General features: G+C 68.7%; 15 protein-coding genes. 5 read left to right on the top strand and 10 right to left on the bottom strand.

The features are described 5' to 3' along the window. Positions 1-42: 42 nt before the first annotated feature. From gatB to ACWGCN_RS07565, 7 genes are all read right to left on the bottom strand, one after another. Complete coding sequence (gene gatB, locus ACWGCN_RS07595) at positions 43-1548, bottom strand: Asp-tRNA(Asn)/Glu-tRNA(Gln) amidotransferase subunit GatB (protein WP_378991617.1); 1506 nt, start codon at positions 1546-1548, stop codon at positions 43-45. A gap of 45 nt (positions 1549-1593) precedes the next feature. Next, positions 1594-2973: an alpha/beta hydrolase family protein gene (locus ACWGCN_RS07590; protein ID WP_452460287.1), complete on the bottom strand. Its 1380-nt coding sequence runs from the start codon at positions 2971-2973 to the stop codon at positions 1594-1596. 52 nt (positions 2974-3025) lie between these two features. Further along, positions 3026-4060 (bottom strand): ATP-dependent 6-phosphofructokinase, encoded by a 1035-nt coding sequence (locus tag ACWGCN_RS07585; protein ID WP_378633402.1) that lies wholly within the window; start codon positions 4058-4060, stop codon positions 3026-3028. Between the two features lie 28 nt (positions 4061-4088). After that, positions 4089-4973, bottom strand: coding sequence for a hypothetical protein (locus ACWGCN_RS07580; RefSeq protein ID WP_452460286.1), 885 nt, complete (start codon positions 4971-4973; stop codon positions 4089-4091). A 109-nt stretch (positions 4974-5082) separates the two neighbouring features. Then, positions 5083-5892, bottom strand: coding sequence for a formate dehydrogenase accessory sulfurtransferase FdhD (gene fdhD / locus ACWGCN_RS07575; protein WP_452460285.1), 810 nt, complete (start codon positions 5890-5892; stop codon positions 5083-5085). Between the two features lie 179 nt (positions 5893-6071). Continuing rightward, positions 6072-6983, bottom strand: coding sequence for a LysR family transcriptional regulator (locus tag ACWGCN_RS07570; protein ID WP_452460284.1), 912 nt, complete (start codon positions 6981-6983; stop codon positions 6072-6074). Positions 6984-6995: 12 nt separating this feature from the next. Beyond that, positions 6996-8237: an FUSC family protein gene (locus tag ACWGCN_RS07565; protein WP_452460283.1), complete on the bottom strand. Its 1242-nt coding sequence runs from the start codon at positions 8235-8237 to the stop codon at positions 6996-6998. Positions 8238-8533: 296 nt separating this feature from the next. Between ACWGCN_RS07565 and ACWGCN_RS07560 the strand changes: the two genes are divergently transcribed. Both ACWGCN_RS07560 and ACWGCN_RS07555 read left to right on the top strand, forming a co-directional pair. Continuing rightward, a complete protein-coding gene (locus tag ACWGCN_RS07560; RefSeq protein WP_452460282.1) occupies positions 8534-10855 on the top strand; it encodes an FdhF/YdeP family oxidoreductase in 2322 nt (773 codons plus the stop codon). 90 nt (positions 10856-10945) lie between these two features. Further along, entirely contained in the window at positions 10946-11446 is a 501-nt protein-coding gene (locus ACWGCN_RS07555; protein ID WP_452460281.1) for an NADPH-dependent FMN reductase, read from the top strand. A 53-nt stretch (positions 11447-11499) separates the two neighbouring features. Here ACWGCN_RS07555 and ACWGCN_RS07550 read toward each other — a convergent pair whose 3' ends face one another. The 3 genes from ACWGCN_RS07550 to ACWGCN_RS07540 all read right to left on the bottom strand — a co-directional run bounded on the left by ACWGCN_RS07550 (position 11500) and on the right by ACWGCN_RS07540 (position 16533). Continuing rightward, positions 11500-14433, bottom strand: coding sequence for a protein kinase domain-containing protein (locus tag ACWGCN_RS07550; protein ID WP_452528989.1), 2934 nt, complete (start codon positions 14431-14433; stop codon positions 11500-11502). A gap of 100 nt (positions 14434-14533) precedes the next feature. Continuing rightward, complete coding sequence (locus tag ACWGCN_RS07545) at positions 14534-15223, bottom strand: response regulator transcription factor (protein WP_358063879.1); 690 nt, start codon at positions 15221-15223, stop codon at positions 14534-14536. Further along, a complete protein-coding gene (locus ACWGCN_RS07540; RefSeq protein ID WP_452458410.1) occupies positions 15220-16533 on the bottom strand; it encodes a sensor histidine kinase in 1314 nt (437 codons plus the stop codon). The genes ACWGCN_RS07545 and ACWGCN_RS07540 overlap by 4 nt, the downstream gene beginning before the upstream one ends. Before the next feature lie 156 nt (positions 16534-16689). Here ACWGCN_RS07540 and ACWGCN_RS07535 point away from each other — a divergent pair, with 156 nt between their 5' ends. Genes ACWGCN_RS07535 through ACWGCN_RS07525 form a run of 3 tightly spaced genes read left to right on the top strand, consistent with a single transcriptional unit; the run spans position 16690 to position 20252 of the window. Continuing rightward, the gene (locus tag ACWGCN_RS07535; protein ID WP_449964479.1) at positions 16690-17013 is read left to right on the top strand and encodes a hypothetical protein; all 324 of its coding nucleotides are present in this window, start codon (positions 16690-16692) and stop codon (positions 17011-17013) included. Between the two features lie 27 nt (positions 17014-17040). Beyond that, a complete protein-coding gene (locus ACWGCN_RS07530) occupies positions 17041-17763 on the top strand; it encodes an ABC transporter ATP-binding protein (protein ID WP_378633366.1) in 723 nt (240 codons plus the stop codon). Then, complete coding sequence (locus ACWGCN_RS07525; RefSeq protein WP_452458411.1) at positions 17760-20252, top strand: ABC transporter permease; 2493 nt, start codon at positions 17760-17762, stop codon at positions 20250-20252. The genes ACWGCN_RS07530 and ACWGCN_RS07525 overlap by 4 nt, the downstream gene beginning before the upstream one ends. Positions 20253-20305: the final 53 nt, after the last annotated feature.

Here is a 20305-nt window from a genome sequence, read left to right as displayed (position 1 = left end):
CGCCCGTACTGCGAAAGCAGTCCGGGCGGCCGTTTCTCATCCTCAGCTGCAGGCGGCGATGACCAGGTCGCGGACGCGGGCGGCGTCGGCCTGGCCGCGCGTGGCCTTCATGACGTCGCCGACGATCTTGCCCGCGGCGGCAACCTTGCCGGAGCGGATCTTCTCGGCGATGTCGGGGTTGGCGGCGAGGGCCTTCTCGACCTCGGCCTGCAGGGCCGAGTCGTCGCTGACCATGCCGAGGCCCTTGGCCTCGACGATGGCGGCGGGCTCGCCCTCACCGGCGAGGACGAAGTCGACGACCTGCTTGGCGACCTTGTTGTTGACGGTCTTGGTTTCCACCAGCGCGATCACCGCGGCGACCTGGGCGGGGGTGATGGGCAGGTCGGCGAGGGCGATGTCGCGTTCCTTGGCCTTCTCGGTCAGGTAGGCGACCCACCAGGAGCGCGCCTCGTTGGCGGGGGCGCCCGCGTCGACGGTGGCGATGATGAGGTCGAGGGCGCCCGCGTTGACGAGGTCGCGCATGACCTCGTCGGACAGGCCCCAGTCGGCCTGGATCCGGGCGCGCACCAGCCACGGGTATTCGGGGATGGTGGCGCGCAGCTCCTCGACCCACTCGGCGGCCGGGGCGACAGGCTCGAGGTCGGGCTCGGGGAAGTAGCGGTAGTCCTCGGCGGTTTCCTTGCGGCGACCAGCGGCGGTGGAGCCGTCGGCTTCCTGGAAGTGGCGGGTCTCCTGGATGATCTCGCCGCCGGCGGTGAGCACCGCGGCCTGACGACGCATCTCGTAGCGCACCGCGACCTCGACGCTCTTGAGCGAGTTCACGTTCTTGGTCTCGGTGCGGGTGCCGAATTCCTTGGCGCCGACCGGCATCAGGGACACGTTGGCGTCGCAGCGCAGCGAACCCTGCTCCATCTTCACGTCGGACACGTTCAGCGAGCGCAGCACCTCGCGCAGCGCGGTGACATAGGCGCGGGCCACCTCGGGCGCGCGCTCACCGGCACCGGTGATGGTCTTGGTGACGATCTCGATCAGCGGCACGCCCGCGCGGTTGAAGTCGAGCAGCGAGTGGCTCGCACCGTGGATGCGTCCGGTCGCGCCGCCGACGTGCAGGGACTTGCCGGTGTCCTCCTCCATGTGCGCGCGCTCGATCTCGACGCGGAAGATGGACCCGTCGTCGAGGGTCACGTCGAGGTAGCCCTCGGTGGCGATCGGTTCGTCGTACTGGCTGATCTGGTAGTTCTTCGGCTGATCGGGGTAGAAGTAGTTCTTGCGCGCGAACCGGCCCCACGGGGTGATCGAACAGTTCAGCGCGAGGCCGATCCGGATGGCCGATTCGATGGCCTTCTCGTTCACTACGGGCAGCGAGCCGGGTAGGCCGAGGCACACCGGGCACACCTGGGTATTGGGTTCGGCGCCGAACTCGGTGGGGCAACCGCAGAACATCTTGGTCGCCGTGGACAACTCGACGTGGACCTCCATGCCGAGCACCGGCTCGTACCGGGAGATGACATCGGCGTAATCCATCAACTCGACCGTGGGTGCACTCATGACGCCCAGTCTAGGTAAGCCCGCTGACGCACTCGGCCGGTGGTCCTAGCGGGGCGGGACGCGCTGGGTGAGCCACCCGGTGACGTAGGTGAGCACCGCCGGGTCGATGGTCGTCTCGATGGTCGCGTACTCGCTCGGCTTGCCGGTCGCGGTGGGCTGCATCAGGTGGTTGAGGCCGGGAAAGGTGTGCACGGTCGCGTCGGGAGCGGCGGCGAGGTTCTCGCGCATCGGGCCTTCGTTCTGGGTAGCGATGACCTGCTGGTCCTTGTCGCCGAAGAACGCCAGCACCGGCACGCGCAGCGCCTGTAGCGTCGGTTTCGGGTCGTGGGTGATGAACGAGGTCATGTACGGGGTGTTGAACCCGTCGACCACCTCCTGGGGCGCGCGTTCGGCCACCGGCAGGGAGTCGTTGTGCCGCTGGGTGAAAGCCCGCGCGCCCTCGATATCGCCCGCGCGCAACAGCCTCGACCATTCACTGACGTAGGCGACCTGCTGGTCGATCTGGCCCTGCGGTGCGCCCGTCGAGGCCATGATCACTTTGTTCTGCTCGATCAGCACGTCGGCGCCGGGTACCGACGGGCCTGCCATCAGAACCGCGAAGGCGACATTACTGCCGGGCAGCGCGGCGACCATCGGGGCGAGGTAGCCGCCTTCGCTGTGCCCGAACAGACCCACTCGGGCGGGATCGATCTCGGGGCGGGTACGCAGGAACGCGAGGCCCGCGGCCGCGTCGGCGGCGAGGTCGGGGTAGGTGGCATCGTCGAGAGTGCCGCTGGTGCCGCCGACACCACGGTCGTCGGTGCGCAGCACGGCATAGCCTGCGCGAGTGAAGGTGTCAGCGAGCAGCTGGAACGGGCGGTGGCCCATCAGCTCTTCGTTGCGGTCCTGCGGGCCACTGCCCGTGATCAGCAGCATCGCCGGAAACGGGCCACTACCTTCGGGTTCGGTGAGCGTGCCCGCGATGGTGATGTCGCCGTTGCGATAGGTGACGTCCTCGCTGCGGTACGGGTACGGCGGTTTCGGGTCCTGCGGGCGGGGCAGGTTCTCGATCTTGCCGCGCTGCAGCGTGACCGGAGCCTTCTCCCCGGACTGCACCCAGTCACCGGTGAGCCGGTCGCCGTCGAGCTTGCCGCGGAAGCCGGGGTCACCCGGCGCGTCGGGGATGGTGAACTCCACCCGGTCCGGTTCGGTGCGTACATCTTTCAACGGCGCGTCGCGCACACCCTGCGCCGGGATGTCGATGGTGGCCGATCCGTCCTCGGCGAAGCTCACCCCGATCGAGATCGGCTGCCCCGGTACCTCGATGTCACCGTGCCAGCTGCCCCACACAGTGGGGGCGGCCGCGTCGTCCGAGGCCCCCGAACACCCCGCCACCAGCGCGGCGACGACGACAAGAACCGAAACGATCACTCGACCGGTGCGCATGAACCCACGGTACCGACGCGCACCGACAATGTCGGAGGAACCGGCGCCGATATCAGCCGAAGAACGCCGACGCCTCGCTGAGCCGTTCCGGCGGAACGCGTTTGAGCTGCTTGGTCGCCTCCGACAGCGGAACCAGCCCGATATTGGTGCCGTGCAGTGCCACCATCTGACCGAAATGCCCCGCGTGCACCGCCTCGGCCGCGTGTACCCCGAACCGTGTCGCGAGAATGCGGTCGTAGGGTGTGGGGCTGCCACCGCGCTGGATATGGCCGAGCACCGTGGTGCGAACCTCTTTGCCGATGCGGCGCTCGATCTCCGACCCCAGCTGCTGGGCGACGCCGGTGAACCGCTCGTGGCCGAACTCGTCGATCCCGCCCTCGCGCAACGCGAATCCGGATTCCGGCGCGGGATGCGCGCCCTCGGCGACCACGCAGATGAAGCTCTTGTCACCGCGCTGGAAGCGGGCCTTGATCATCGCGCACACCTGCGACACGTCGAACGGCTCCTCGGGCACCAGGGTCAAGTGGGCGCCCGCGGCGATCCCGGAGTTCAGCGCGATCCAGCCGGCGTGGCGGCCCATCACCTCGACCAGCATCACCCGCTGATGGGATTCGGCGGTGGTGTGCAGACGGTCGATGGCCTCGGTGGCGATCGACAGCGCGGTGTCGTGGCCGAAGGTGACGTCGGTGCAGTCGATGTCGTTGTCGATGGTCTTGGGCACGCCGACCACCGGCACGCCCTCGTCGGCGAGCCAGCTCGCGGCGGTGAGGGTGCCTTCGCCGCCGATGGGGATCAGCGCTTCGATGCCGTTGTCGTCGAGGGTCTGCTGGATCCTGGGCAGGCCTGCGCGCAGCACCTCGGGGTTGGTGCGTGCGGTGCCGAGCATCGTGCCGCCCTTGGTGAGCAGGCGGTCGGTGCGATCGTCGTTGTGAATGCGGATCTTTCGATCCTCGAGTAGGCCGCGCCACCCGTCCTCGAAACCGACGATGGCATCGCCGTAGCGGCCGTTCGCGGTGCGGACCACAGCCCGGATCACCGCGTTCAGACCTGGACAATCTCCGCCTCCGGTCAAGACTCCGATGCGCATGGCGTTCATCTTGCCGCACCGGCCTCGATCAGGGGCAGTGACCTCCGGCCAGCTCGCTCAGGTGCCCCGAGATGAGCGTCGCCATCTTGTCGAGCATGGCCATACCGTCGTTGAAACTGCCCGAATCCGGTTGTGCGGCGAAGGCGATCGCGATCCGGCCGGTGGGCGAGTCGATCAGACCGAACTGACGGACCAGGTACTTCCCCGCCGGGTCGGGCCCCCACCCGCCCTTGAACTCGGCACTGCCGAACGCGCCCAGACCCCAGTGGTGGCTGGCGATGATCTGCTGCATCAGCCCGACCACCCGCTCGCTCTGCGGGATGCACGGCAGCTGCGAGGCGAAGCGCACCTGGTCGGCCAGTGTCCATTCGGCCTGACCGTAGACCGACGCGTCGGCACGGGTGCGCGTGGCCGGCACGGTGGTGCGGGTGTCGCTGCCTTCGCGCAGCACGCCCTCCACCGCCTTGGCCGCGTCGGCACCGCTGCCGAGCGAGGCCCACAGGGTGTCGGCGGCGCCGTTGTCCGACGCGGTGATTGCCGCTGAGGCATACGACGAGTAGGAAGCGCTGTTACGCAGGGCCGCGATGGCCAGCGGCACCTTGATCGTCGACCAGGCCGGACCGGAGGACCAGTTGCCGAAGGTGACCATCTTCTTGCCGCCCACCGGCATGATCGCCAGCCCCGCGCTCCCGCGGAAACCCTGCTGGAGCTCGCTGAAATCGGCGGCCAGGCTGCCGGGTACCGCGATCGAGATCGTGCCGTTGTCGGCGCCGGGATCGGCGACGGGAACCGTGGTGGTCACGCTCGGCCGGGCGGCCTTCGGCTCGGTACCGCAACCCGCGGTCGCGAGCACGACCACGCCCAGCAACGCGGACAGCACCACCCGGACGTGATGGCGTCGTTCATTATTCATTATGTGAAGCATTTTCGTTTGTAAACTCCCCCGGGGCGTTCGGTGCTGGCGACCCGTACCGTTACCGTACTGCGACATATGCCGATCGCCCACTTCGAGCACCGAACCCTCAGGTCAGACGGTGTTCGCCCGTATAGATATTCATCGTTTCGGCACGCAGGAAGCCGACGAGTGTGAGGTCGGACTCGGCGGCCAAGTCGACGGCGAGCACGCTCGGCGCCGACACCGCGGCCAGGATCGGGATCCCGGCCATCACCGCCTTCTGCGCCAGTTCGAACGACGCGCGACTGCTCACCACCAGCACCAGATCGTGCGCGGGCACCCGGTTCTCGCGCACGGCCCAGCCGATCACCTTGTCGACGGCGTTGTGCCTGCCGATGTCCTCACGCAGGGCCAGCAGCGTGCCGTCGGTGGTGAACAGACCCGCCGCGTGCAAGCCCCCGGTGGCCTCGAACAACTTCTGCCCGGCGCGTAGCTGTTTCGGCAGGTCGGTCAGGGTGTCGGTGCTGATCGACACCGATTCGCGCGGGATCGGGAAGCGGGTGCGGGTACGCACTTCGTCGAGCGCGGTCTTACCGCAGAGGCCGCAGGCGCCGGTGGTGAGGAAATTGCGGGTGTGGATCGGCACGGGATTACGCAGGCGCAGATCGAGGACGTTGTAGGTGTTGCGACCGTCGCTGTCGGTACCCGCGCAGTAGCGCGCGGTGACGATGTCGTCGGCCGAGCCGATGATGTCCTCACCGAACAGGAAGCCGTGGACGAGGTCGATGTCGTTGCCGGGGGTGCGCATGGTGACGGTGAGCGATCGGCCGTCGACCCGGATCTCGAGCGGCTCCTCGACGGCGAGCGTGTCGGGTCGCTGAATCCGCCCGGCCGGGGACAGGCGGATCGTCTTGCGCCGTGCGGTCACTCTGCTCATCCCATGACTCTGCTCACTGTGCGGGTTCTGATCAAACACGGGTTGCCGATCAGGTGATCGGCGCGATGGATCAACGCTCAACCGGTGGCGAGTCCGGCGACGGATTTGATCGTCGTCGTGACCGGGTGGTCATGGTCGTGCACAGTACCCAACGGTTGCCCGGTCATAGCTGAATGGGATCAGCCCGCTGTCGGGCGCGGCGCGACGGCGAAGTCGGTGGCCCGCGCGGTGCCGATCAGCGCGGTGGTGAGCACCGAGCCGGGTTCGACCGCCGCGGTGACGAGCACGATCTGCGCGGTGACCACCGGGTCGGCGAGTTCGAACACCCGGATGTCGGCGGTGGGTCCCAGCGCCGCGACCCACGGCTGCGGCACGATGCACGCCCACCGCCCGGTGCGGGCGTGCTCGAGCAGTGTCGCCACCGAGTCGCTCTCGAGTTGGGGCGCCGCGGTGAGGCCCAGTGTCGCGAGCGCGTCGTCGATCAGCTGACGACCGCGCATCCCCGGTGGCAGTAGGCACATCGGCAGTTCCAGCGCGTCTGCCCAGGAGATCTCGGTGCGGCCCGCGACGAGCGCGCTCCCCGCGACGAGAACGTGGCGTTCGGCGTAGAGCGGGGTGAGGGTGAGGCCCGAAGTGTCGATACCCTGCGCGTAGACGATGCCCGCGTCGAGCTCGAATCGGCGAATCCGTTCGACGATGTCGGGCGAGCGCAGACTCGTCTCGACCCGCACCCGCATCAGCGGATGTTCGGTACAGAAAGGGTCGGTGAGCAGCGCGACGGTGCTCGACGCCGCGGGCACCACCCCGATCCGCAGTTCACCGGTGAGACCGGTCTGCAATGCGCGGACCTCGTGTTCGAGCGCCTCGCGGTCGGCGATGATCCGCCTGGCCCACAGCACCAGCCGCTCGCCCTCGGGGGTGAGACCCTCGAACGTGCGCGCGCGGCGGACCAGCGGCACGCCGAGTTCGTGTTCGAGTTTGCGGATCGCCTCCGACAGCGCGGGCTGCGACACGTAACAGGCCTTCGCCGCCCGGGCGAAATGCCGTTCCCGGGCGAGCGCGACGAAGTATTCGAGCTGACGGAACAGCATTCGGAGAGCGGGTCAGTCGTCCTGGTCGTCGGCTGCTTTGTTGCGCGCCTTCGCGATCTCGAGCGCCTTCTCGGCGGTGGCCTGGTCCGGGTAGGGGCCCATCCGGTCGCCGTACCAGCAGGCCTTGCCCTGTTCGGCCTTGTGGTGCTTGAGGCAGTAGTACCACTCGTTGTCGTCAGCCATGCCGACAGTATGCAACGTTTCGCATACCGGCGTCTCGAAGGTGGGTAACGCGGGGGTAGCGGGTTCGCGAATGAGCAGGGCGACAGCGATTCCCACCGCGACGCCGATCACCGTGTCGACTCCGCGTTCGGTGAGCAACGTGAGCGGATCGGACGGATCGGCCAGTTCGGTCATCGACATGATCAGCGGCGTGAAGAAGCCCATCGCCACCGCGTAGTGGCGGGCCATGAACAATTCGGTCGGGTAGAGCAGCGCGATGATCGCCAGGCCGAGCATCGCCGGGCTCGGACCCGGGATCAGCAGCGGCGCGGTGACCGCGAGTCCGATGAACGTGCCGACCACCCGGTGCATGCCGCGGGTGATCCGGTCACGGGAGCTGGCGGCGGCCAGCGGCACCGCGGCGCCCGCCATCGCCCAATTGGCATGGCCGACGCCGAGCAGCAGCCCGATCCCGCCGGCGATCGAGATCGCCAGCGCGTAGCGTCCCGCCTGCACGTACGACACCCCTCCGGTGCGATGCGGCGGGATCGGTATCCGCATCGCACACATGCCGGCCCGGCGGACTCGCCGCGTCGACTCGAGATAGCCGACGATCACGCACAGCACCGCGGTGCCCGCGCACAGCACCAATGCCAGGAGCGGATCGCGCTGCGCCCCGGCCACCATGGCGATGGCGCCGAACGCGAAGATCCCGAAGAACGGCCCCTCCGGTCGCAAGCCGAGGCGGTCGGTGATCGGCGAGGCGACCGCGGCGAACACCGCGACCGCCGACACCAGCACCGCGGGAGGGGCGTGCAGGCGCGCGAGCAGGATGCCGGCGCCGACGGCGCCGACCAGCATCACCGCCGCTTCGCTCTGGTGGATCAAGCGCCGGCGCGGCGATTCCGCGAAGCCGTACATCCCGGTGAAGGAACCGAAGACCGCGTAGACGAGCAGGTCGGTGCGGCCCACCGCGATCAGCACGAGGCCGGGGATCGCGAGACCGACGAAAACGCGGGCGGCCGGCAGATGATCGATCTCGGTGACGAACCGTCGGTAAATCGGGCGCGCCCGTGTTCGCGTGGTGCGCAAGGGTTCCTCCGAAGTCGGTCGCGGGACATGCCCGTAGGGCCGATGATCAAGCCTGCACGATCCGCGCGCACGCCGTCAACCTGCGGTGATCCCGGTCGCACCGGCGAAAACGGCGCTATGGCGGGGGTGATAAGCGCGACCGATCGACCGGTCGGAAATCGGACTTGGACGCCGCCGAGCGACACGACGAAAGTTACCTACGCCCTTCCGTGATCTCGACGGTAGAGAATCCAACCGAGGCACTGGACAGGGCACATCTTTCTCGACCCGCATTCACCGCGAAGGGAAGATCTGACATGGCTGACGGTCCGCACACCATCTGGGATCCCGATCGGGGCCCGAGCGAAGCAGCAGACCGGGCGGCCGTGCCGAAAGCCGAGCCCTACCACCATCCGGCGGCGGGCTGGGGCGCGGCGATCGCGGTCGGAAAGTTCATGGTCGGCAAGGAACACGAGCCGTTCATCGGCACCAAGGCCATCCTGAAGATGAACCATCAGGAACGCGGCTTCGACTGTCCGGGCTGCGCGTGGCCCGACGCCACCGACGGTTTGGTCCTCGACGTGTGCGAGAACGGCATCAAGCACGTGACCTGGGAGATGACGCACAAGCGGTGCACTCCCGAATTCTTCGCCCAGCACACCGTCACCGAGCTGGCCACCTGGAGTTCCTTCGACCTCGAGGACCAGGGCAGGCTCACCGAGCCGATGGTCTACGACCCCGAGACCGACCACTATGTGCCGATCAGCTGGGCCGACGCGTTCGAGATGGTGGGCAAGGCGCTGCGCGAGCTGCCCGACCCGAACGAGGCCGCGTTCTACACCTCGGGCCGACTCGCCAACGAGGCGACGTTCCTCTACCAGTTGATGGTGCGCGAGTACGGCACCAACAATCTGCCCGACTGCTCCAATATGTGCCACGAAGCCAGCGGCCGAGCTCTACAGGCCTCGCTCGGCACCGGCAAGGGCACCTGCGACCTCGAGGACTGGGACAAGGCCGACGCGCTGTTCGTGATGGGCCTCAATGTCGCCTCGAACGCGCCGCGCATGCTGACCTCGCTCGCCGAGGCCTACAAACGCGGCGCCCAGGTGGTGCACGTCAATCCGCTGATCGAAGCGGGCTCGCGCAACACGATCATCCCGCACGACTTCCTCGCGATGGCCACCTTCCACCCGACCAAGACCGGCACGCTCAACCTCCAGGTGCGCATCGGCGGCGACTTCGCGCTGATCCGCGGCATGGCCAAGGCCGTCCTCGAAGAGTCCGCGACCGACGAGAAGGCTCTCGACCACGAGTTCATCGAGCGCTACACCGTCGGCTTCGACGAGTACGTGCGCGAAGTCGAGGCGACCACCTGGGCCGATATCCAGACCGAGTCGGGCCTGAGTGAGGCCGAGGTCCGCAAGGCCGCCCGCATCTACTGCGACTCCGACCGCAGCATCATCAGCTGGTGTCTCGGCGTCACCCAGCACGAGCACGGCGTGGAGACGATCCGCGAGATCGTCAACCTGCTGCTCCTGCGGGGCAACCTGGGTCGCGAAGGCGCGGGACCGTCGCCGGTGCGCGGGCACAGCAATGTGCAGGGCAACCGTACGTGCGGCATCGACAACAATCCGCCCGCCGCATTCCTCGACCGGCTGGCCAAGGTCTGTGAGATCGACGTGCCGCGCGCCAACGGCTACGACGTCGTCTCCGCCATCGAGGCGCTGCAGAAGGGCAAGCTGAAGTTCTTCATGAGCATGGGCGGCAACCTCGTCCAGGCCGCGCCCGACAGCGAATACACCTTCGAGGCGTTCCAGAAGGCCGACTTCACCGTCATGGTCTCCACCAAGCTCAACCGCAGCCACGTCGTGCACGGCAAACACGCGCTCATTCTGCCCTGCCTCGCGCGCACCGAATACGACGAGCAGCGCAGCGGCCCGCAGGTGGTCTCGATGGAGAACGGCATGGCCGTGGTGCACCTGTCCAAGGGCATGAAGAAGCCCGCGTCGCCGCATCTGCTGTCGGAGCCCGCGATTCTGGCGGGTATCGCCAAAGCCGCACTGCCCGAGACGAAGACGCCGTGGGAGTACTACGTCGAGGATTACGACCGCATCCGCGACACCATGTCGAAGGTCCTGGACGGTTTCGAGGACTACAACCGGCGGGTGCGACTGGGACTCGGATTCCGGATCCGGCAACCCGCACGGGAGCTGATCTTCCTCACCCCGTCCAGCAAGGCGGAGTTCTCCGCCGCGACGCTGCCCGACACGACCAACCCGGCCGGGGTGCTCACCCTGGCGACGCAGCGCTCCCATGACCAGTGGAACACCACTATCTACACCAACAACGATCGCTACCGCGGGGTGAAGAACTTGCGCACGCTGGTCTTCATGAACTCTCGCGATATGCGCGACCGCGGCCTGAAAGAGTTCGACGAGGTCGACATCACCAGTACCGCCCGTGACGGGTCGACGCGATCGCTCTCCAAGTACAAGGTCGTCACCTATGACATTCCGCCGGGCTGCGCCGCCGGGTACATGCCGGAAATGAATGTGCTGTGCGCGATCGGCGATTACAGCACCGAGAGCGATCAGCCGATGATGAAGAGCGTGAAAGTGACTGTCACACCGTCGAGTTGAACTCTGTCGAGGAGATGGCAATGAACCAGCACATGCGAAAGACACTGGCGTCGATCGGCGATATCGAGCGCGCGAAGTAGGGGGCAACCGATGTCATATCTGCTCGCACTCATCGCCGAACCCGGCGAGACGTCCACGGCGCAGCAGTTGGCGACCGAGGCCCAGCAGATCGCGATCCGCAACAACATCGACGTGGTGAGCCTGGCCGAGCTCGATACCCTGCCCGCCTACAGTGCCGCGATCGACACCGAGGACGGGCGGCCACTGATCGCCAACCAGCTGCGCCGCTCCACGCTGGAAGCCGACGGTGTGCTGCTGTTCGCGGCCGAGGGCGAGACCGTGGCGCCGCTGGCGGCGAGTGTGATCGCGTGGCTGGCCAATCCGGACTCGGCGCCGGCCGTCGGGGGCAAGCCGGTCGCGGTGATCACGGTAGGGCCCGGTGAGGTGATCAATCAGGACTTGGCCGATCGATTGCGCAAGGCGGGCGCCGAGGTGGTGGCCGACGGTGTGTCGATCACGGGGTCGTGGAGCGACCCGGACACCGTGGCCCGGCTCGGCGACACAGTGATCGCGGTCGCTTCGGCGAGCTGAGGTTCCTCCGCGACCGCGGCCCCCGAGATATCGGGGGCCGCGGTCGTTTCGGGTCAGTAGACGTAGACCACGGCGTTCTCACCGCCGGTGCAGGTGACGAGTTTGCCCTCCGGTGCGCACGTCATCGTGTAGGTGCGGCCGGTCACCGGGCTGGTCGCCACCACTGAGCGGGCTCCCGTACCGCCGCCGGCGTAGGCCTCCCGGACCGCTTCGGCGAAACCGCAGCTGGTGACCGCGCTGCCGACGGCGACCTTGCTGTAAGAGCCTGTGGCAGTGCCGGTTTCACAGGGCTGCGCACCCGCGGGCAAGGTGGCCGGTCCCGCCGAGGTGGTGGGAGCGGCCGTGGTCGCGCGCGGGGTCGTGCCCGCGGGTTGGCCGGAACCGCCCGGCGCCTGCGAAATCGGTGCGGCTGTGGAGGTCTCGGCGGGATCGGCGGCCGACATCATGCGCCAACCGATCGCGCCACCGACCGCGAGTACCAGGACGGCGAAGACACCGGCCAGCACCGGCAGCAGAACCGATCGCCTACGCTCCGAATCCTGGTGCGCCCAGGCCGGATCGGGACCGTACGCGGGGTCGGGTCCATAGGCCGGGTCAGGCCCGTAGCCGGGGTCGTATGCCGGATCGCGATAGGCGTGATCGCCGTAGGCACTGGGCGGTTCGTCGTAGTCGGAGTACGCGTTCTCCTGACCCACGTACTGCCGGGTCGCGGCCGCCCTGGCCGGATCCTCGAACTCCGGCGGGGCCTGATGGGCAGCGAAAGGCGCGGCACCGCCACGGTATTGATGTGTCGGCTGCCAACGCTGCGGATCGAGTTCGTCGGCCCCGTAATGCTGGGTCGGCGCCGACCGTTGCATGTCGGCGGGGTCGTACTGCTCGGTCGCCGGTGCGTACTGCGCGGGCGGACCACCGAACCGGTCGTCGGCGTCCTCGTCGAAACGCTCGGGGGGACCACCGAATCGGTCTCGCGGATCGTCGAGATCGCCGCCGAACTTCTGCGTCGGCGGCGCGAAGGCGGCGGGGTTGTACTGCTCGGTCGGCGGGCCGAACGCATCGCCTCGGCCATGGCCGGGAGCGCCGTCGAATCCGTCGTCCGGCGGGCCGCCGAAAGGTCCTGCGGGACTGGCGAACCGGTCCTCGGGGCCGTTCTGTTCCGCACCGAACCGCTGGGTGGGAGCCACGAAGGGGGCAGCCGAGTTCGGGCGGGGTGCGTCGAATTCCGGTGTGGGAGCGGGGAACCGGGGGTTGGGGTGCGATGCCGGCGGGAGGTACTGCTCCGTGGGCGGGGTGTAGGCCGCCGGGAGGGGGTGTTCGCCGGAGTAACGCTGGGTAGGGGCGCCTCGGTGGGGATCCTGCTGCGGCGGGAGGCGGTGCGGTCCGGTGGGCGCCGGGTACGGGGTGGCCGACGCGGGCCGCGGTGGCTGCAGGAGGGGAGCAGACGTTTCGCCCGGCTGCGCACCGTCGTAGAGGTGCGCGTCCGGGAAGGGACGCATCCGCGGGAGGCCCTGGTCGGGGGTGTAAGCCGGGGGCGGCTCGGGGGCCTCCGGCTCATCGGCCGACGGCAGGGGCGCGAAGTAGGTGTCGGCGGGCCGGATTTCGGCGGGGCCGGTCGGCTGGATCACCGCGGGTATCGAGATCTCGCCGGTGCCCTCGGCGGGAACACGGCGGAAACCGGTGGTGTCCGATGCCCCGGGGCGCGCCTCGGGCGGGCGGATGATCAAGGTGGGCTGGGCGCCGGTCGCGGTCGACTGGCTGCGCGAGGTCTCCACACCGCCGGTCGCGGTCACCGCGCCGATCACGCGGAACTCCCCGGTCGGCGTCGGCACCTGCTCGACGTCGGCGGGCTCCTCCGAGACGGGGGCGTCCTTACGGGCACCACTCGCGGCACCGATGGGCACCGCACGCGCTGGACCGGCCGCGGACCCCGCGTGGCCACCACGCTCGGCACCGGCCGGTCCGCCGGGAGCACCGGTCGGCGCCCCGGCGGCACCGCGTCCCACACCGGCGGCGAAACCGGCGGCGGCGGCGAAACCGCGCCCGGGAGCCGAGCCCGGGCCACCTTGCGGGGCACCCGATGGCGCGCCTGCGGAACTGCGGAGCGTGGGACCGGACGAAGAACCTGGAGTCACATCGTGGCCACCGGGGACGCGGCGGGCCCCGTCGTACGACGCGAAAGCACCCGATGGCGCGGGCGCACCGGCTTCCCGCACGGCCGAAGCCAGCGCTCGGCGAGCGGCGACAGCCAACGCACCGGCCGACGCGTAGCGATCGGCCGGATCCTTGGCCATGCCGGTCCCGATGACGTCGTCGAGTGCGCCGGGTATCCCGTGCAACAGCTCGCTCGGCCGCGGCGGGGCCTCGGACAGGTGCGCGCGGACCAGCACGCTCATGCTCGCCGCGGGGAAGGGCGAAGCACCGGTGAGGCATTCGTGCAGGACGCAGGCCAGTGAGTAGACGTCGGCGCGGTGGGAGATCGGGCCGACATCGAAGCGCTCCGGCGCCATGTAGATGTAGGAGCCGACCGCCATCCCGGCCTGGGTCACCGCGCTGTCGCCCTCGGTGTGCGCGATGCCGAAGTCGGCGAGGTAGGCGAAATCGGCGGGCGTGACCAGGATGTTGGCGGGCTTCACATCGCGATGCACCAGCCCGCCCGCGTGTGCGGCGTCGAGCGCGGCGGCGATCTGCTCGACGACGGCGACCGCGCGTTCCGGGCTCATCGGCCCGCCTCCGCGCAACACGGTCCGTAGATCGGAGCCGGGAACCAGGCGCATATCGATGAAGAGGACCCCGTCGATCACACCCCAGTCATGGATCGGGATCACGTGCGGTTCGGCCAGCTTGGCCGCGGCCTGGGATTCGCGCCGGAATCGGACCTGATAGGCCGGGTCTTGCGCGAGCTCCTCGGCCAGCAACTTCAGAGCGACCACTCGGTCCTTGCCGGTGTCGTAGGCCTCGTAGACCTCGCCCATCCCGCCTTTGCCCAGCATCGACCGCAACTCGTACGGGCCGAATCTGCTCCCCGTCCGTGACCCAGGTGCCTGCACCAGCGTCCGCCTCCCACTTCTGGCAGGCCCGTGGACCTGCTTCTCAGTAGGAAGATTCTCCCGGTGTCACTACGCCGTGGTCAAACGCGAACACGATCGCGGCAGCGCGATCGCGCAGGTCGAGCTTGCCGAATATGTGTCCGACGTGGCTTTTCACGGTTACTTCCGAGATACCGAGTTCGGCGGCGATCTCGCTGTTGACCCGGCCCGAGCCGATCAATTCGAGCACTTCGTACTCGCGGGCGGTGAGTTCGCCGAGCCGGCGATCGGTTCGGGTACCGACCGGTTTCACTGTTCTGTACGCCGTGAGCACCCGTCCCGTCACCGAGGGATCGAGCCACGCGCCACCGCCGGCCACGGTGCGGACCGCGCGGATCAGATCCTCCGCGGGCGAATCCTTGAGCAGAAAGCCCGCGGCGCCCGCGCGCAGCGCGCCGGAGAGAAGTTGGTCGTCGTCGAAGGTGGTGAGCACCAGCACCGGTGGGGCGTCGGGGCGGGCGCGCAGCAACCGGGTCGCATCTATGCCGCCGACCCGCTTCATCCGCAGATCCATCAGCACCACATCGGGTCGTTGCGCGGCGACGGCGGCTGCGACCTCGTCGCCGTCGGCGCACTCGTTGATGGTGAAACCGTCGCGACGCCGCAGGATGCGACGCAATCCGCCGCGTACGAGTTCCTGGTCGTCGACCACGAGCACTGTCACCAGCTGCTCGATCGGCGAAGCGGTCGTCACGTGTCCTCCTGGGGTCTGTGCCAGAGCTTGCCCGGCAGCACGGCCGAAAGGGCGGCGCACGAGCCTGCTCGCAGCGGGAAGCCGACCCGCACGGTCCAGCCGTCGTCGCCGGTGCCCACGATGATCTTCCCACCGAGCAGGTCGGTGCGTTTGCGCATGCCGCGCAGTCCCATCCCGGTATCGCGGCCCAGCGCGGGCCCGAACGGCAGCGGATTCGACACGACCAGCGTCGCCGCCTCGGCCGAGACGTCGAAGCGCACCGTGGCGGGCGCGCCCGGCGCGTGCTTGATGACGTTGGCCAGCGATTCCTGACCGATCCGGTAGAGCGCGTGGCCGATGGCGCCGGAGACGGTGGTCAGGTCGCCGGTGCGCGCGTAGTCGACGGTGAGCCCGGCGCGGCGGAAGTCGCCGACGAGTTCGTCGATATCGGCGGCGCCCGGCTCGGGAGCCAGTTGCGCCGGGCCCGCGTCGAGCATGCCGACGGTGCGCCGGATGTCGGCCATCGCCTGGCGGCCGAGGCGTTCGGCCTCGACGAGCGCTTCCACCGCCTCGGTGACGTCGTCGTCGGTCTGGAGCGCGCGGCGGGCGGCGGTCAGATGCAGCAGGGTGATCGAGAGCGAATGGGCGATCACATCATGGACTTCGCGGGCGATCCGGCGCCGTTCCTCGTCGGCGGCCTGACCGGAGCGGATCGCTTGATTCTCGCGCTCCTGATACAGGAAACGCCGCTGATACTGCAGCATCACCCCGACGAACATGCCGAGCAGGATGCCGATCACATACATCGGTAGTCCTTGCAGCGGCTGCTCACCCCAGTGCACGTGCCCGGCCACGTCGAACGCGACCAGTTCGAGGATCGCGAGCAGGGTGAATCCGATGGTCCACCCGCGCGAGGCGACCGCGGCCACCTCACCGGCGACGATCACCAGCACGAACGGCGCGAAGTCGGCGTTGACCGGCTGCAACAGGAACAGGGCGCAGGAAGCCAGCGCGCTGCCCTTCAGCAGCACGGGGTGCGGATTCACCCGGAAGATCGCGAACAGCGGAATCGGCAGGAACGCGGTGGCCATCGCCAGCAGCGGCAGCACACTCGGGAAGTACGCGTGCCGCTGGATCACTGCCGCACCGGTGACCACCAGCAGCGCGAGGTCGGCGGCCAGGATCACCGCGGGCGGATAGTCGTAGGGCAACGATTCGATACGTTCGCGGACGGTGGTGAGCAATCGCGGCACCGCAGCTCTGGCCGCGAACCGCTGCCGCAGGCTCACTCGGCCCGGCGCCTTCGCGGGGATGGCGTGGCTCACATCCATGATGTAAGGCTAGTCGCCACCTACCGGGCGAGCATCGTCCCGCGAACGGTACCGATCTCCTACCTGGGTAGGAGAAGAAGTCGGGTCCCCGGGACGACGATTCGGCCGTTCGCCGCCCGTAACGTTCGATTCACCCGCTCACGGAAGGTGAAGCCCATGACCTGGACCGATCTACACCACCGCACCGAGATCGTGCACACCGTGCTCGCCAGGGCAGCCGTCGACCCGAACGACCCGGCCCTGTTCGCCGGCCTCGCCGAGCTCGACACGCTCTTCGGCGGAGTCGACGGCCTGCTACAGGCGCTGGCCAACCGCTGGGACAATCATCTGCGCGTCAAACTCGAACTGGCCGAGATCGACGGCCGCACCCCGATGGAGGCCTATCTCGAGCTGGCCGCCGAACAACCGGCCCTGCGTGGGCTTCTCGACGCACGCCCGGCGATCGGGCAGACTACCCGCGACCGCGCACTCGCACGCTGAAACCCGAAACTCCCTGGGGGACAAGATATGCCCGACATCGAATCGCCACAGCAGCCGATGCTGGAGTTGACCCGGGTGGTCAAGCAGTATCGCGTCGGTGATCAGGAAGTCCGCGCGCTCGACGAGGTGAGCATGCGCATCGAAGCAGGCCAGTTCACCTCGATCATCGGGCCGTCGGGTTCCGGCAAGAGCACCCTGCTGCACCTGCTCGGGGCGCTCGATCGTCCCGATGAGGGCTCGATTCGTTTCCGCGGCACCGAGATCGGCGATCTCGACGAAGACCAGCAGGCCGCGTTCCGGCTCGAGCAGGTCGGCTTCATCTTCCAGTTCTTCAACTTGCTCCCCACCCTCTCGGCCTGGGAGAACGTCGCCGTGCCGAAGCTGTTGGACGGCACCGGCTTACGCAAGGCCAAGCCGCGCGCGCTGGAACTGCTCGATCTCGTCGGCCTCGGCGATCGCGCGCAGCACCGGCCCGCGGAGCTCTCCGGTGGGCAGATGCAGCGCGTGGCGGTGGCCAGAGCGCTGATCATGGATCCGCCGCTGATCCTGGCCGACGAACCGACCGGCAACCTCGACTCCAAGACCGGCGCCGCGATCCTCGCGCTGCTGGGCGACATCACCGCGCAGGGCAACTCGGTGGTGATGGTGACGCACGACATGAGCTCCGTCGACTACTGCGACCGGGTGATCACCTTGCGCGACGGTCAGATCGGCGCGGACGAGCGCGTCGCTTCGCGAGTCGACGCATGATCGCCGCCGCCATCGATCGATTGCGGCTGTTCAACTTCGGTGAACTGCTCCGCCATCCCGGCCGCACCCTGATGTCGGGAGCCGTGATGGGAGTCTCGGCCGCGCTGATCGTCGCGGTGCTGAGCATCTCCGGGTCGGTCACCGGGTCGGTCGACAAGCTCACCAAGGGTCTGGCGGGCACCGCCGAACTCGAGATCACCGGTATCACCGACGCGGGCTTCGAACAGTCACTGCTACCCCGGATCGCCGCGACACCCGGTGTGGCGACGGCGGTGCCGATGCTGCGCGGCACGCTCGGCGCCGGCCCTGACCGGGCACTGCTGATCGGCGCGGATCAGAATATCGGCGCGCTCGGCAGCGATCTGGCCGGGCCGATGTCGCAGTACACCACCAAGCTGCTCAGCACCGAGCGCGGCGTGCTGGTCGGCGCGGCCATGGGTCTGCGCGAGGGCGACCCCGTACCGATCGGGGCAGGCACGGCGAAGGTGGCTGCCGTCCTCGACTCCGAGGCGACCGACCGGCTCAACAGCGGACACGTGGTGGCGGGTCCGCTGCCGCTGATCCAATTCCTCACCGACCGGGTGGGCAAGCTCGATTCGGTGCAGATCGTGGTGCGGCCCGGCACCGATGTGGCCGCGCTGCGCACCGCCCTCACCGATGCGGTGGACGGCCGGGCCGTGGTGGCCGAGCCGAGTCTGCGCACCGCGCAGGCCGGTGGCGCGATCCAGATCATGCGGTATTCCACGCTGATGTCGTCGGCGGCGGCGCTGATCGTGTCGGCCTTCTTGATCTACAACGCGATGAGTATGGCGGTGGCGCAACGCAGGCCGACGCTGTCGCTGTTGCGGGCGATCGGCGGCAAGCGGGCCCCGATGGTGCGTGATCTGCTCGTCGAGGCCGCGGTGCTCGGGCTGATCGGCGGGGCGATCGGCGCGGGAATCGGTGCGCTGATGGGGCGGTTCGCGATCGACAGGCTGCCCGCCGCGATCGTGCAATCGGTCGAGGCGCGCACCGAATTCCAGGTGCCGAACTACGCGATCCCCGTCGCGATCGCCGCGTGTGTGGTGGCGACGGTGCTGGCGGCGTCGATCGCGGCCAGACAGGTGTACAAGGTCGCCCCTGTCGAGGCGTTGGCGCCGGTGGAGGCCAGCGATGCCGCGGCGACCAACTCGGTGTTGCGCTGGGTCGCTCTGGCCGCGGGTGTGCTGCTCGGTGCGGCGGCGGTGGCCATCGCGTTCGTCGACCTCGGGCGACTGTCGCTGGCCGCGATCACCACGTCGTTTACCGCGACGGTGTTCCTGTGTTTCGCCGCCACCGGTCCGATCGTGCGCGGATCCGCGGCGATCGCCCGCTGGTTCGGCGCGCCGGGCGCGCTCGGGGCGACGACGCTGGAACGCGCGCCGCGCCGCGTCTGGGCCACCGCGATGACGGTGATGATCGGCGTCGCGGCGGTGGTTGCGCTCGGTGGGGCGTCGGGCAACATGGTGAAGTCGGCGACCGATTCGTTCCAAAGTCTCGGCGATACCGATCTTTACGTGAGTCCGAGCCCCGTCGAGCAGTTCCCGACCGGGCCGGTCCTGCCCGACGGCCTGGCCACACGGGTCGCGAACGTCCCCGGCGTGGAACGGGTGAGCCCCGCCCAGATGGCCTTCGCGACCATCGGCAGCGGTCGGGTGATGTTGCAGGGCTATCCGCCGAGTACCTCCGATACCCGTCTCGGCGCGGTCGATCGGGCGGTGATCGACCGGATGGAGCGGCGCGAAGGTGTGGTCATCACCCGTGACGTGGCACGGTCGCTCTCGCTTGCCGTCGGCGACGAGATCACCATGCCCACCCCCTCCGGTGAGCGCAAAACAGCTGTGCTGCAAGTGATTCCGTACTTCACCGCCGTCTCCGGCGTGGTGATGATGAATCTCGACCAGATGCGGGAGTGGTATCAGCGACCCGGCGAGACGATCCTGTCGATCCAGTATTCGCCCGGCGCCGACCCCGACACGGTGCAGGCCGCGGTCCGCTCGATGGTTCCCCGCGAAATCCATGTCGACACCGGCGCCGACATGGTCGACGCGATCTCCTCGAGCGTCCAGCAGGGTGCGGCGATGAGCAACATGATCCTGTGGATCGTCGTCCTGGTGGCGACGGTGGCGTTGCTGAACACCCTGATGCTGTCGGTCCTGGAGCGACGCAGGGAGCTGGGGGTGCTGCGCGCCATGGGCACCAACCGCAAGTTCCTCCTGCGCTCGGTGCTCGCCGAAGCCGCGGGTATCGGATTCATCGGCGCGGCCATCGGTCTGCTCGTCGGCGTCGCGGTGCAGTATCTGGCCACGGTGGCGATCGGGCATGCGATGACCATCGACATCGTCTACCGGCCGAGCCCGCTGATCGCGGTCTACGGTGCGGTCGCGCTCGGCCTGGCACTGCTGGGCTCGATCCCGCCCGCCCTGCGCGCGGCGCGGATGCCGATCGTGGCCGCGCTGGCAGTGGACTGACCTCGGTCGCCGCGGTGCCCGGCATCTCAGCCCGGCGCCGCGGCGACGCCTTC

It is taken from the genome of Nocardia sp. NPDC055050 (assembly GCF_053608345.1).
This window is presented reverse-complemented; position numbering and strand designations above follow the sequence as displayed.